Here is a 12,541-nt window from a genome sequence, read left to right as displayed (position 1 = left end):
AAGCACTACTTGCTTAATAATTTTTCTACTACATTTAGTTTTCGCATGGTCAAATCTACATTAAAAAGCTTTTCAAGATAGTTGGTACTGAGCTTTTTTCGTTTTGCAGTTCTAGGGAGATAGAGGTAAAGACAATGGTTACCGATACAAATTTCTTCTTCACCGTAATCAATTTTCAATTTTTCTAAAGGGAGACTTTGAATAGATTCTTGATAAAAAATCACATGTATACGGTCATAAAGATAGTGTTCTCCAAACGGGTTTTCTTGGACAATTTTTTTAAAATCACTTTTGTTCTTGATAACCATTTTTAAGTCGGCCCCAATTTTTTCCTTTATCAGAGTATGAACACATTCTCGTATTTCTTCTAAATCTAAATCACTTTCAAGAATGATATTCCCACTTTGAATATAGGTTCGAACTTGTTGAAAACCGGCTTCTGTTAAGATATCTACTAGATAAGACATTTTAGGGATAGCATTTTTTCCATTAGGAGTAACTCCCCTTAACAAGATAATATGTTCCAAAGGACTTCCTTTCTTTTGGGGCTGATTTAGCCATTAAATAATTCAGATTTAGATTGGGTTTGATCCCGCCACCCAACCAGTACAGAGGGCAGAAGTGATGTTAAACCCACCCGTGTGGGCATTGATATCCAGTACCTCGCCAGCAAAGTGGAGTCCAGGTACCAGCTTACTTTCTAGAGTTTTGGGATTGATTTCCTTGAGACTGACGCCCCCTTTGGTAACAAAGGACTTAGCAAGGGACATTTTACCAGTTACAGGAATTTTAAGTCCCTTGATAGACTGGAGAAGTTGTTCTCGTTCCTTTTCAGTCAGTTGTTTGACTTTGTCAGGATAGCCTGGCACAAAAAATTCTGCCAAGCGTTCTGGAAGTAAAGTTTTTAAGGCATTTTTTAGAGATTTTTCCCGATTTTCTTCTAGAAATGTAGCCAAGTCTTTCTCAGAAAGTTGAGGTAGAACATCCAGTGAGAGAACCTCTCCGCCCTTGACAAAGCTGGACATACGCAGAGCAGCAGGGCCTGACAAACCAAAGTGGGTAAAGAGCAAATCGTGAGTGATGACATGCTTACCATAGCTTAGGGTCACATCGTCCAATGAAATTCCTTGCAAGGCCTTGTGTGGAAAATCTGTCAACAAAGGACTTTCAGCGGCTTCAAGATCGGTAATGGTATGCTTAAAATGACGGGCAATCTCGTGACCAAAACCAGTCGAACCAGTAGAGGGATAGGATTTCCCACCAGTTGTGACAATCAGTTTATCACAAGTGAAATTTTGGTCTGCGGACTTCAGGACAAACTGGTCATCCACCTTTTTAACCGAAACAATCTCGGTTTGAGTAGCAACTTGACCACCTAGCTCAGTGATTTTCTTTTCCAAGGCATCGATAATGGTTCGAGACTTGTCACTAGCAGGAAAGACGCGCCCGTGGTCTTCGACTTTAAGTTTAACCCCATTTTCCGTAAAAAAGTTAATGATATCATGGTTATCAAATTGGGAGAAGACACTGTAGAGAAAGCGCCCATTTCCAGGGATGCCAGCTAGCAGGTCGTCCAAGCTACCATTGTTGGTCACATTGCAACGTCCACCACCAGTCCCAGCTAATTTTTTTCCAAGTTTCCGATTTTTTTCGATAAGGAGGGTTTTCTGTCCATAAAAGCTACTGGAAATCGTAGCCATCATACCAGCAGGTCCTCCACCGATGACAATAGTATCAAAATGTTTCATAGCTCTATTGTACCACAAAAAAACAAGAGATGATGGTCACCTCTTGTCAAGAATGCAATTAATCAATTTCATATCCCATCAGCAAACCACCATCTTCTGCATAAAAACTGCAGAGACCAGATGTTGGGATAATTTTAATATCTGCTTGTGGGAAGGTTTCGCGAATTCGCTCTGAGAGCTGTTGGCAACATTTCTCGTTATTGCGTTGGGCCATGATAATACGTCCACCAGCATATCCAGCTTTTACTAACTCATCATAGGCAGCTTGAACTGATTTCTTTGGTCCTCGTGCTTTTTGTAGTAGTTCGAGAGTTCCGGTTTCACTAGCTTCTCCAACCATACGGATGTTGAGAAGGCCAACGACTGTACCGATAAGCTTGCTCAAACGGCCGTTTTTCACCAAGTTATCGACCTTGGCCAGAACAAAGAGCAACTTGGTTTTTTCTTGATAGGCAGTGATAGCTTCAACCACTTCTTCAAAAGACAAGCCCTGGTCAATCAAGTTATTCAATTTTTCTACGAGCAAGTCAACTTCCCCACCAGCAGACAAACTATCAATTACATGAATTTTAGTATCAGGATGGTCTTCAAGATAAATATTCTTTGCTAGTTGAGCACTATTGTGACTGCCAGAAAGAGTACCAGTGATGGTTACTAGGAAAATATTTTTGGCTCCTTCAAATGCTCGTAAATAATCATCTGGGCTTGGACAAGCTGATTTTGAAGCTTCTGCAGTTGCATACATGGTTTCCATCATTTGGTCAATGTCAAGACTGGCATCATCAACAAAGACCTGATCAGCTACTTGAATGGTTAAGGGGACACTTATAAAGGTCGTGTCAATAGCTGGTGTTGCCAGCTGACGATAATCACAACCAGAGTCAGCAATAATCTTCCAAGTCATAGAAATTCTCCATCTTTGTCAGTTATACATTGACAAAGGTTCTGTCTTTTTTTACAATTATATCATGAAAGCCCTTGAAACAAAAGCCTCATCCGTCTGTTGTGACAAGTAGAAAGAAAATGTTATGTCTGAACGTAGAATCTCTGAAAAGTCTCTTGAAAATCTCAGAAAATCAAACCAAGAATCCAATTTATTAACTAGAGAAGCCATCGAAACAGCCCTCTTGCAACTCTTGGAAAAAAAGGACTTGACCAAGATTAGTATTTCTGAATTGGTCAAACGTGCAGGCGTTTCGCGTGCGGCCTTTTATCGCAATTATGATTCCAAAGAGGAGATTTTAGAAAGCGTCTTTAAACGAACTGTCCACAATATTATGGAACAGTTGCATCATTATGATTTAAAGACAGACCTTTATCTGGTCTGGGTTCACCTTTTCCGAGAGGCCAGAAAGGAAGCCAGAGTGATTCAATTGGCCTTGGATTACCATCTGGAAAAAATCTTTGTCCAAGCCATGCAGGAATTTTTAGAAAAATACCATGGGAAATCAAAAGGTGTCAGCTCTTATCTTCATTCCTTTTGGAGCTCGGCCATCGTTTCTGTCCTTCTAAAATGGATCAAGGATGGCATGAAGGTACCAGCTGAAAAGATTGCAGATTTAGGTTTACCATTTTTTAAAAAATAGAGAAAAAGGAGAAGAGATATGACTGAAAAAAGACTAGCATGGGATGAGTATTTTGCAGCCCAAGCCTTACTAATTGCCAATCGTTCCACTTGTAAACGTGCCAAAGTGGGCGCAATTTTGGTAAAGGATAATAAAGTTATTTCCACTGGTTATAATGGTTCGGTGTCAGGGACTGAGCATTGTATTGATCACGAATGTCTGGTCATCGAAGGTCACTGTGTTCGCACTCTTCACGCAGAGGTTAATGCCATTCTCCAAGGTGCAGAACGTGGGGTTCCCAAAGGCTTTACAGCCTATGTGACCCACTTTCCATGTCTAAACTGTACAAAACAATTGCTTCAGGTTGGTTGCAAGCGTGTGGTTTATATCAACCAGTACAGAATGGACGACTACGCCCAATACCTTTATCAAGAAAAGGGGACAGAATTGACTCATTTACCACTTGAGACAGTACAGAGAGCTCTTAAAGAGGCTGATCTAATGTAAAAAATATCAAAAATAAATGGTTTAGAAAGATTTTTAAACCGTTTTTTGGTATAATAAGAAGAATAAATTGAAAGAAGGAATTCCAAAAATGGGAAAAATTGAAGTTATTAATCATCCACTGATTCAACACAAATTGTCAATCTTGCGTCGTACAGATACTTCTACAAAAGCTTTTCGTGAGCTAGTAGATGAGATTGCAATGTTGATGGGGTATGAAGTACTTCGTGATCTTCCACTAGAAGATGTGGAAATCGAAACACCAATCACAAAAACAGTTCAAAAACAATTGGCAGGTAAGAAATTGGCCATCGTTCCAATCTTGCGTGCAGGTATCGGGATGGTTGATGGACTCTTGAGCTTGGTTCCAGCTGCTAAGGTTGGCCACATCGGTATGTACCGTGATGAAGAAACGCTTCAACCAGTTGAGTACTTAGTGAAATTGCCTGAAGATATTGACCAACGTCAAATTTTTGTGGTAGACCCAATGTTGGCAACAGGTGGCTCAGCAATCTTGGCTGTTGATTCTCTTAAAAAACGTGGCGCATCAAATATCAAATTTGTCTGCCTTGTATCTGCTCCAGAAGGTGTTAAAGCCCTTCAAGAAGCTCATCCAGATGTAGAAATCTTTACAGCAGCCTTGGATGAACGTTTGAACGAACACGGATATATCGTTCCAGGTCTTGGAGATGCTGGAGACCGCTTGTTCGGTACAAAATAACATCGAAAAGAAGAATGATTTGGAAAAGTATTTCCAGTCGTGAAAGGGGGTTGAATTTTTGTTTCTGTCTGATGAAAACAGAGCAAAAATTTGACCTTTTTTGACCAAGATATTATAATAGTCTTATCTTCAGTCATTTGACCAACAAAATTAAAACTCAAAAGGAGAAATGAATGATTCCTGTAGTTATTGAACAAACAAGCCGTGGGGAACGTTCCTACGATATTTACTCACGTCTTCTCAAAGACCGCATCATTATGCTGACAGGCCCAGTTGAAGACAATATGGCTAACTCAGTTATTGCACAGTTGCTTTTCTTGGATGCCCAAGATAGTACAAAAGATATTTACCTTTATGTCAATACACCTGGTGGTTCCGTTTCAGCTGGTTTGGCAATCGTTGATACCATGAACTTTATCAAGGCAGATGTCCAAACCATTGTTATGGGAATGGCTGCATCTATGGGGACTGTCATCGCATCAAGTGGAGCAAAAGGCAAGCGTTTCATGCTTCCAAATGCAGAGTATATGATCCACCAACCAATGGGTGGTACAGGTGGTGGTACTCAACAAACCGATATGGCGATTGCTGCAGAACACTTGCTTAAAACTCGTAATACTTTGGAAAAAATCTTGGCTGAAAATTCAGGTCAGTCAATCGAAAAAGTCCATGCAGATGCAGAACGAGATAACTGGATGAGCGCCCAGGAAACACTTGAATATGGCTTTATTGATGAAATCATGGCCAACAATTCATTGAATTAATGGTGATAGAAGGCAAACTCGACTGGGTTTGCTTTTTTTGGTATAATAGGGAGAGATTTCTTAGAAAGAGGATTTATCATGTTTGAAAAAGTCAATCGATCTGGCTTGATTATCTATCTTTACTATAATCGTGATGCCAAAAAACTGCAGGATTATGGAGATATTACCTATCATTCCAAGAAACATCGTTACTTACAGCTTTATGTTCCAACTCAAGAAGTGGAGCAATTGGTCGGGCGCTTGGGCAAGGAAAAATTTATAAAAAAAGTTAGAGTTTGTCATATCCAAGAGTTGGAAACACCCTTTGTGGGCAATCTTTATCGAGAGGAAAACGTTATCATCGAAAAAGTCTAAGAAAAGTGTTGACAATTTTCTGATAATTCGGTATATTCTTAACATGCTATTTATTTAAGAATAAGGAGACAAAAAAGATGAAGAAAAAATTTGCCCTATCGTTTGTGGCGCTTGCAAGTGTAGCACTTCTTGCAGCCTGTGGAGAAGTGAAGTCTGGAGCGTCAAACGCTGCTGGTAATTCAGTAGATGAAAAGACAATCAAAATTGGATTTAACTTTGAAGAAACTGGTGCCGTAGCAGCCTACGGTACATCTGAACAAAAAGGTGCCCAACTTGCCGTTGATGAAATCAATGCTGCAGGTGGTATCGATGGAAAACAAATCGAAGTAGTCGATAAAGATAACAAGTCTGAAACAGCTGAGGCGGCTTCAGTAACAACTAACCTTGTAACCCAATCTAAAGTATCAGCAATCGTAGGACCTGCGACATCTGGTGCAACTGCAGCTGCGGTAGCTAACGCTACAAAAGCAGGTGTTCCATTGATTTCGCCAAGTGCGACTCAAGATGGATTGACTAAAGGTCAAGATTACCTCTTTATCGGAACTTTCCAAGATAGCTTCCAAGGAAAAATTATCTCAAACTATGTTTCTGAAAAATTGCAAGCTAAGAAAGTTGTTCTTTACACTGATAATGCTAGCGACTATGCTAAAGGTATTGCCAAAGCCTTCCGTGAAGCTTACAAAGGTGAAATCGTTGCAGATGAAACTTTCGTAGCAGGTGACACAGACTTCCAAGCAGCCCTTACAAAAATGAAAGGGAAAGATTTTGATGCTATCATCGTTCCTGGTTACTACACTGAAGCTGGTAAAATTGTAAACCAAGCGCGTGGTATGGGAATTGACAAACCAATCGTTGGTGGTGATGGATTCAACGGTGAAGAGTTTGTACAACAAGCAACTCCTGAAAAAGCATCAAACATCTACTTTATCTCAGGCTTCTCAACTACTGTAGAAGTTTCAGCTAAAGCAAAAGCTTTCCTTGATGCTTACCGTGCTAAGTACAACGAAGAGCCTTCAACATTTGCAGCCTTGGCTTATGACTCAGTTCACCTTGTAGCAAACGCAGCAAAAGGTGCTAAAAACTCTGGCGAAATCAAGGATAACCTTGCTAAAACAAAAGATTTTGAAGGTGTAACTGGTCAAACAAGCTTCGATGCAGACCACAACACAGTCAAAACTGCTTACATGATGACCATGAACAATGGTAAGGTTGAAGCAGCAGAAGTTGTAAAACCATAATAGAAAATGTTGAAATAGGGAATGAGCCTTTGACTCACTCCCTGTTTCGATGTTTAAGAACCTATCAAAAAGTGAGGGGAAACCCTCAAAATTATAAATAGAAAGAGTGAATCTTATGCTCCAACAACTAGTAAATGGTTTGATTCTAGGTAGTGTTTATGCGCTGTTAGCCCTAGGATATACCATGGTTTACGGAATTATCAAGCTCATCAACTTCGCCCACGGTGATATTTATATGATGGGAGCCTTTATCGGTTATTTCTTGATTAATTCTTTCCAAATGAATTTCTTTGTAGCTCTTATTGTAGCTATGTTAGCGACAGCCATTCTTGGTGTCGTGATTGAGTTCCTTGCTTACCGACCTTTGCGTCACTCTACTCGTATTGCTGTTTTGATTACAGCTATTGGGGTTTCTTTCCTATTGGAGTATGGGATGGTCTATCTGGTTGGTGCCAATACCCGTGCCTTCCCTCAAGCGATTCAAACAGTTCGCTATGATTTGGGACCAATCAGCTTAACAAATGTGCAGTTAATGATCTTGGCCATTTCCTTGATTTTGATGATTTTGTTACAAGTCATTGTCCAAAAAACAAAGATGGGGAAAGCCATGCGTGCGGTATCCGTAGATAGCGATGCAGCGCAATTGATGGGGATCAATGTAAATCGTACTATCAGCTTTACCTTCGCTTTGGGTTCAGCTCTTGCGGGTGCGGCTGGTGTTCTGATTGCCCTCTATTATAACTCTCTTGAACCTTTGATGGGGGTTACTCCAGGTCTTAAGTCTTTCGTTGCCGCAGTACTTGGTGGTATCGGGATTATTCCTGGTGCGGCTCTTGGTGGCTTTGTGATTGGTCTATTGGAAACCTTTGCGACAGCCTTTGGAATGTCAGACTTCCGTGATGCCATTGTTTATGGAATCTTGTTGTTGATCTTGATTGTCCGCCCAGCTGGTATCCTTGGTAAAAATGTGAAAGAGAAGGTGTAAACGATGAAGGAAAATTTAAAAGTTAATATTCTATGGTTACTCCTTTTGTTAGCTGGCTATGGCTTGATTAGTGTATTGGTTTCAGTCGGAGTACTTAATCTATTCTATGTACAGATTTTACAACAAATTGGAATTAATATTATTCTGGCTGTTGGTCTCAACTTAATCGTTGGTTTTTCAGGCCAATTTTCACTTGGTCATGCTGGTTTCATGGCGATTGGTGCCTATGCAGCAGCTATTATTGGTTCTAAATCACCAACCTACGGTGCCTTCTTTGGAGCTATGCTTGTAGGGGCTTTGCTTTCAGGAGCAGTTGCCTTGCTTGTCGGAATTCCAACCTTGCGCTTGAAGGGGGACTATCTTGCGGTAGCGACTCTAGGTGTTTCTGAAATTATCCGTATCTTTATCATCAATGGCGGAAGCCTTACAAATGGTGCGGCAGGTATCTTGGGAATTCCTAACTTTACAACTTGGCAAATGGTTTACTTCTTTGTCGTGATTACAACTATTGCAACCTTGAACTTCTTGCGTAGTCCAATTGGTCGTTCAACCCTTTCTGTTCGTGAGGATGAAATCGCTGCTGAGTCAGTTGGGGTTAATACGACTAAAATTAAAATCATCGCCTTTGTCTTTGGTGCCATTACTGCAAGTATTGCAGGGTCACTTCAGGCAGGATTTATCGGTTCAGTTGTACCGAAAGATTACACTTTCATCAACTCAATCAATGTTTTGATTATTGTTGTATTTGGTGGACTTGGTTCCATTACAGGTGCAATCGTTTCAGCTATTGTCCTTGGAATTTTGAATATGCTTCTCCAAGATGTTGCTAGCATTCGTATGATTATCTACGCTTTGGCCTTGGTATTGGTAATGATTTTCAGACCAGGTGGACTCCTTGGAACATGGGAATTGAACCTATCACGTTTCTTTAAAAAATCTAAGAAGGAGGAACAAAACTAATGGCATTACTTGAAGTAAAACAGTTAACCAAACATTTTGGCGGTCTAACAGCTGTTGGAGATGTGACTCTTGAATTGAACGAAGGGGAACTGGTTGGACTAATCGGTCCAAACGGAGCTGGGAAAACCACCCTTTTTAACCTCTTGACTGGTGTTTATGAACCAAGTGAGGGAACAGTAACACTAGATGGTCACCTTTTGAATGGAAAGTCACCTTATAAGATTGCTTCTTTGGGACTTGGACGTACATTCCAAAATATCCGTCTCTTTAAAGATTTAACAGTTTTGGACAATGTTTTGATTGCTTTTGGAAACCATCACAAACAACATGTTTTTGCTAGTTTTTTGCGCTTACCAGCTTTTTACAAGAGTGAAAAAGAATTAAAAGCTAAGGCTTTGGAATTGCTGAAAATCTTTGATTTAGATGGTGATGCAGAAACTCTGGCTAAAAATCTTGCCTACGGACAACAACGTCGTTTGGAAATTGTTCGTGCCCTCGCTACGGAACCTAAAATTCTCTTTTTGGATGAACCAGCCGCAGGTATGAACCCGCAGGAAACAGCAGAATTGACTGAGTTAATTCGTCGCATCAAAGATGAATTTAAGATTACAATCATGTTGATTGAACACGATATGAATTTGGTCATGGAAGTAACAGAACGTATCTACGTACTTGAATACGGTCGTTTGATTGCCCAAGGAACTCCTGACGAAATTAAGACCAATAAACGCGTTATCGAAGCTTATCTAGGAGGTGAAGCCTAATGTCTATGTTAAAAGTTGATAATCTTTCTGTGCATTACGGCATGATCCAAGCAGTCCGTGATGTAAGCTTTGAAGTTAATGAAGGAGAAGTTGTTTCCCTTATCGGTGCCAATGGTGCAGGTAAGACAACCATTCTCCGTACCTTGTCAGGTTTGGTTCGACCAAGTTCTGGAAAAATTGAATTTTTAGGTCAAGAAATCCAAAAAATGCCAGCTCAAAAAATCGTGGCAGGTGGTCTTTCACAAGTTCCAGAAGGGCGCCACGTCTTTCCTGGCTTGACTGTTATGGAAAATCTAGAAATGGGAGCTTTCTTAAAGAAAAACCGTGAAGAAAATCAAGCTAACTTGAAGAAGGTTTTCTCACGTTTCCCACGTCTTGAAGAACGGAAGAACCAGGATGCAGCCACTCTTTCAGGAGGGGAACAACAAATGCTTGCCATGGGACGCGCTCTCATGTCAACACCAAAACTTCTTCTTTTAGATGAACCATCAATGGGTCTTGCCCCAATCTTTATCCAAGAGATTTTTGATATCATTCAAGATATCCAGAAGCAAGGAACAACCGTCCTCTTGATTGAACAAAATGCCAATAAAGCACTCGCAATCTCTGACCGAGGCTATGTACTGGAAACAGGAAAAATCGTCCTATCAGGAACAGGAAAAGAACTCGCTTCATCAGAAGAAGTCAGAAAAGCATATCTAGGTGGCTAAAACAATCCAGTGGATTGTTTTAGTCGGCAGATGAAGATTGCGAAGCAATTATCAAATCCACTGGATTGTTTTAGTCGGTGGATGAGGATTACGAAGTAATCATCATTATAGTCCAGGGGACCTTTTTAGTTGACAGATATAGATTGTAAAGTAATCTTTATCTACATTAAAAGGTTAATTTCTAATAATTGAAAAAATCGAATGAAATGTATCTTACCTTCATTCAGAGAGCTCGATTTCAGAGCTCTTTTTGCTAGCTTATTCATACTTTTCTGAATTTTGAAAAAGAAATGTAAGCGTTTGATAGATTTACAAAAAGATTGTATAATAGGGATAAGAATAGAAAAGGAGAAGTCTCATGGCAGTTAAAGATTTTATGACCCGCAAGGTAGTTTATATTAGTCCGGATACAACAGTATCTCATGCAGCAGATTTGATGAGAGAGCAAGGGTTGCACCGCTTGCCTGTTATCGAAAATGATCAATTAGTTGGTTTGGTAACTGAAGGAACCATTGCCCAAGCTAGTCCATCAAAAGCAACCAGTCTTTCTATCTATGAGATGAATTATCTTCTAAATAAGACAAAAGTAAAAGATGTCATGATTCGCGATGTTGTCACTGTTTCAGGCTATGCGAGTCTAGAGGATGCAACTTATCTGATGTTGAAAAATAAGATTGGTATTCTTCCTGTAGTAGATAACCATCAAGTCTATGGGGTTATTACGGACCGTGATGTTTTCCAAGCCTTTCTTGAAATTGCAGGTTATGGCGAAGAAGGGATTCGTGTGCGCTTTGTTACGGAAAATGAAGTTGGTGTTCTTGGAAAAATTGTTTCTTTGATTGTAGAAGAAAATTTGAATATCTCTCATACAGTCAATATTCCGCGTAAGGATGGTAAGGTCATTATCGAAGTTCAAATCGATGGATCAATTGATTTACCAGCCTTGAAAGAAAAATTTGAATCAGAGAATATTCAAGTAGAAGAAATCACTCGTACTTCAGCAAAAGTCTTGTAAGAAGGGAAGCCGAAAGGCTTCTTTTTTCATGAAAAGGGGAGTAGAGCAAAAGATGGAAAGAAATGATAGATTATGGTATAATAAAACGATATAAAAAAGGAGTATTTATGGACATTTCAGAAATTCGTCAGAAAATTGACGCAAATCGTGAAAAATTAGCTTCTTTCAGGGGGTCTCTTTGACCTCGAAGGTCTAGAGGAAGAGATTGCCATCTTGGAAAACAAGATGACAGAACCTGATTTTTGGAACGATAATATCGCGGCCCAAAAAACGTCGCAAGAATTAAATGAATTAAAAAACACCTATAACACCTTCCACAAAATGGAAGAGTTGCAGGATGAAGTCGAAATTTTATTAGACTTTTTAGCTGAAGATGAGTCGGTGCATGAAGAATTGGTTGAACAGTTGTCAGAACTTGATAAGATGATGACCAGTTACGAGATGACCTTGCTCTTGTCAGAACCTTATGACCATAATAATGCCATCTTGGAAATCCATCCAGGATCCGGTGGTACTGAGGCTCAGGACTGGGGTGATATGTTGCTTCGTATGTACACTCGCTATGGAAATGCTAAAGGCTTTAAAGTGGAAGTATTGGATTACCAAGCAGGAGATGAAGCTGGTATCAAGTCAGTAACCTTATCATTTGAAGGACCTAATGCCTATGGTCTTCTCAAGTCAGAAATGGGGGTACACCGTTTGGTGCGAATTTCACCATTTGACTCTGCTAAACGTCGCCATACCTCTTTCACATCTGTAGAAGTGATGCCAGAGTTGGATGATACCATTGAAGTGGAAATCCGTGAAGATGATATCAAGATGGACACCTTCCGTTCAGGTGGTGCTGGTGGACAAAACGTCAATAAGGTTTCAACAGGTGTACGTTTAACACACATTCCAACTGGGACTGTTGTCCAGTCAACGGTCGATCGTACCCAGTATGGAAATAGAGATCGTGCCATGAAGATGTTGCAGGCTAAGCTCTATCAAATGGAGCAAGAAAAGAAAGCAGCGGAAGTTGATTCCCTCAAGGGTGAGAAAAAGGAAATCACATGGGGAAGCCAAATCCGTTCATATGTTTTTACGCCATATACTATGGTAAAAGATCACCGAACTAGCTTTGAAGTTGCACAAGTAGATAAGGTTATGGATGGAGACCTAGATGGTTTTATTGATGCCTATCTCAAGTGGAGAATCAGCTAAGATAGAAAGG

The 12,541-nt window shown here is 40.0% G+C and carries 15 protein-coding genes; 12 read left to right on the top strand and 3 right to left on the bottom strand.

Going from position 1 to position 12,541, the window contains the following annotated elements; translation table 11 throughout:
• Nucleotides 1–5: 5 nt before the first annotated feature.
• From OCF95_RS08670 to OCF95_RS08660, 3 genes are read right to left on the bottom strand one after another with little or no spacing between them, the layout of a single operon-like run.
• Complete coding sequence (locus OCF95_RS08670; protein WP_020903482.1) at nt 6–527, bottom strand: DUF1697 domain-containing protein; 522 nt, start codon at nt 525–527, stop codon at nt 6–8.
• Between the two features lie 48 nt (nt 528–575).
• Entirely contained in the window at nt 576–1,748 is a 1,173-nt protein-coding gene (gene aao, locus OCF95_RS08665; protein ID WP_261105240.1) for an aminoacetone oxidase, read from the bottom strand.
• 58 nt (nt 1,749–1,806) lie between these two features.
• Nucleotides 1,807–2,652: a DegV family protein gene (locus tag OCF95_RS08660; protein ID WP_261105239.1), complete on the bottom strand. Its 846-nt coding sequence runs from the start codon at nt 2,650–2,652 to the stop codon at nt 1,807–1,809.
• 124 nt (nt 2,653–2,776) lie between these two features.
• On the opposite strand from OCF95_RS08660, the gene OCF95_RS08655 reads away from it, so the two are divergent.
• From OCF95_RS08655 to prfB, 12 genes are all read left to right on the top strand, one after another.
• Nucleotides 2,777–3,334: a TetR/AcrR family transcriptional regulator gene (locus OCF95_RS08655; protein ID WP_000004135.1), complete on the top strand. Its 558-nt coding sequence runs from the start codon at nt 2,777–2,779 to the stop codon at nt 3,332–3,334.
• A gap of 18 nt (nt 3,335–3,352) precedes the next feature.
• On the top strand, nt 3,353–3,820 hold the full coding sequence (locus OCF95_RS08650) for a deoxycytidylate deaminase (RefSeq protein WP_261105238.1): 468 nt from the start codon (nt 3,353–3,355) through the stop codon (nt 3,818–3,820).
• An 88-nt stretch (nt 3,821–3,908) separates the two neighbouring features.
• A complete protein-coding gene (upp, locus tag OCF95_RS08645; protein ID WP_000515974.1) occupies nt 3,909–4,538 on the top strand; it encodes a uracil phosphoribosyltransferase in 630 nt (209 codons plus the stop codon).
• A gap of 173 nt (nt 4,539–4,711) precedes the next feature.
• On the top strand, nt 4,712–5,302 hold the full coding sequence (gene clpP / locus OCF95_RS08640) for an ATP-dependent Clp protease proteolytic subunit ClpP (protein WP_000613475.1): 591 nt from the start codon (nt 4,712–4,714) through the stop codon (nt 5,300–5,302).
• A 78-nt stretch (nt 5,303–5,380) separates the two neighbouring features.
• Nucleotides 5,381–5,656 carry a YlbG family protein gene (locus OCF95_RS08635; RefSeq protein WP_000462122.1) on the top strand — a complete coding sequence of 92 codons (276 nt, stop codon included), beginning with the start codon at nt 5,381–5,383 and terminating at the stop codon, nt 5,654–5,656.
• A 77-nt stretch (nt 5,657–5,733) separates the two neighbouring features.
• Nucleotides 5,734–6,894, top strand: coding sequence for an ABC transporter substrate-binding protein (locus OCF95_RS08630; RefSeq protein ID WP_000726117.1), 1,161 nt, complete (start codon nt 5,734–5,736; stop codon nt 6,892–6,894).
• Between the two features lie 115 nt (nt 6,895–7,009).
• Nucleotides 7,010–7,879, top strand: coding sequence for a branched-chain amino acid ABC transporter permease (locus OCF95_RS08625; protein WP_000941421.1), 870 nt, complete (start codon nt 7,010–7,012; stop codon nt 7,877–7,879).
• 3 nt (nt 7,880–7,882) lie between these two features.
• Nucleotides 7,883–8,839 carry a branched-chain amino acid ABC transporter permease gene (locus OCF95_RS08620; protein ID WP_024057876.1) on the top strand — a complete coding sequence of 319 codons (957 nt, stop codon included), beginning with the start codon at nt 7,883–7,885 and terminating at the stop codon, nt 8,837–8,839.
• On the top strand, nt 8,839–9,603 hold the full coding sequence (locus tag OCF95_RS08615) for an ABC transporter ATP-binding protein (protein ID WP_001185997.1): 765 nt from the start codon (nt 8,839–8,841) through the stop codon (nt 9,601–9,603). Before OCF95_RS08620 ends, OCF95_RS08615 begins: the two co-directional genes overlap by 1 nt.
• Nucleotides 9,603–10,313, top strand: coding sequence for an ABC transporter ATP-binding protein (locus tag OCF95_RS08610; RefSeq protein ID WP_000062200.1), 711 nt, complete (start codon nt 9,603–9,605; stop codon nt 10,311–10,313). The genes OCF95_RS08615 and OCF95_RS08610 overlap by 1 nt, the downstream gene beginning before the upstream one ends.
• Before the next feature lie 358 nt (nt 10,314–10,671).
• Nucleotides 10,672–11,328, top strand: coding sequence for a CBS domain-containing protein (locus OCF95_RS08605; protein ID WP_004256822.1), 657 nt, complete (start codon nt 10,672–10,674; stop codon nt 11,326–11,328).
• Between the two features lie 107 nt (nt 11,329–11,435).
• Nucleotides 11,436–12,531, top strand: a protein-coding gene (prfB, locus tag OCF95_RS08600; RefSeq protein ID WP_100198837.1) for a peptide chain release factor 2 whose coding sequence is annotated in 2 segments (ribosomal slippage) — nt 11,436–11,507 and nt 11,509–12,531 — 1,095 coding nt in all. Because the reading frame shifts where the segments join, the coding sequence is not laid out codon by codon here.
• The last annotated feature ends 10 nt before the right edge of the window (nt 12,532–12,541 follow it).

The sequence above is a fragment of the Streptococcus mitis genome (assembly GCF_946188615.1).
Classification (GTDB): Bacteria; Bacillota; Bacilli; order Lactobacillales; family Streptococcaceae; genus Streptococcus; species Streptococcus mitis_BZ.
Note: the sequence above shows the minus strand (reverse complement) of the source record. Positions and strands in the feature narration are given on the sequence as shown.

What these genes read in the sequence shown, in the direction of transcription:
- aao (WP_261105240.1), bottom strand. Translation starts at nt 1,748, where the DNA reads ATGAAACATTTTGATACTATTGTCATCGGTGGAGGACCTGCTGGTATG.
- OCF95_RS08660 (WP_261105239.1), bottom strand. Translation starts at nt 2,652, where the DNA reads ATGACTTGGAAGATTATTGCTGACTCTGGTTGTGATTATCGTCAGCTG.
- OCF95_RS08655 (WP_000004135.1), top strand. Translation starts at nt 2,777, where the DNA reads ATGTCTGAACGTAGAATCTCTGAAAAGTCTCTTGAAAATCTCAGAAAA.
- OCF95_RS08650 (WP_261105238.1), top strand. Translation starts at nt 3,353, where the DNA reads ATGACTGAAAAAAGACTAGCATGGGATGAGTATTTTGCAGCCCAAGCC.
- upp (WP_000515974.1), top strand. Translation starts at nt 3,909, where the DNA reads ATGGGAAAAATTGAAGTTATTAATCATCCACTGATTCAACACAAATTG.
- clpP (WP_000613475.1), top strand. Translation starts at nt 4,712, where the DNA reads ATGATTCCTGTAGTTATTGAACAAACAAGCCGTGGGGAACGTTCCTAC.
- OCF95_RS08635 (WP_000462122.1), top strand. Translation starts at nt 5,381, where the DNA reads ATGTTTGAAAAAGTCAATCGATCTGGCTTGATTATCTATCTTTACTAT.
- OCF95_RS08630 (WP_000726117.1), top strand. Translation starts at nt 5,734, where the DNA reads ATGAAGAAAAAATTTGCCCTATCGTTTGTGGCGCTTGCAAGTGTAGCA.
- OCF95_RS08625 (WP_000941421.1), top strand. Translation starts at nt 7,010, where the DNA reads ATGCTCCAACAACTAGTAAATGGTTTGATTCTAGGTAGTGTTTATGCG.
- OCF95_RS08620 (WP_024057876.1), top strand. Translation starts at nt 7,883, where the DNA reads ATGAAGGAAAATTTAAAAGTTAATATTCTATGGTTACTCCTTTTGTTA.
- OCF95_RS08615 (WP_001185997.1), top strand. Translation starts at nt 8,839, where the DNA reads ATGGCATTACTTGAAGTAAAACAGTTAACCAAACATTTTGGCGGTCTA.
- OCF95_RS08610 (WP_000062200.1), top strand. Translation starts at nt 9,603, where the DNA reads ATGTCTATGTTAAAAGTTGATAATCTTTCTGTGCATTACGGCATGATC.
- OCF95_RS08605 (WP_004256822.1), top strand. Translation starts at nt 10,672, where the DNA reads ATGGCAGTTAAAGATTTTATGACCCGCAAGGTAGTTTATATTAGTCCG.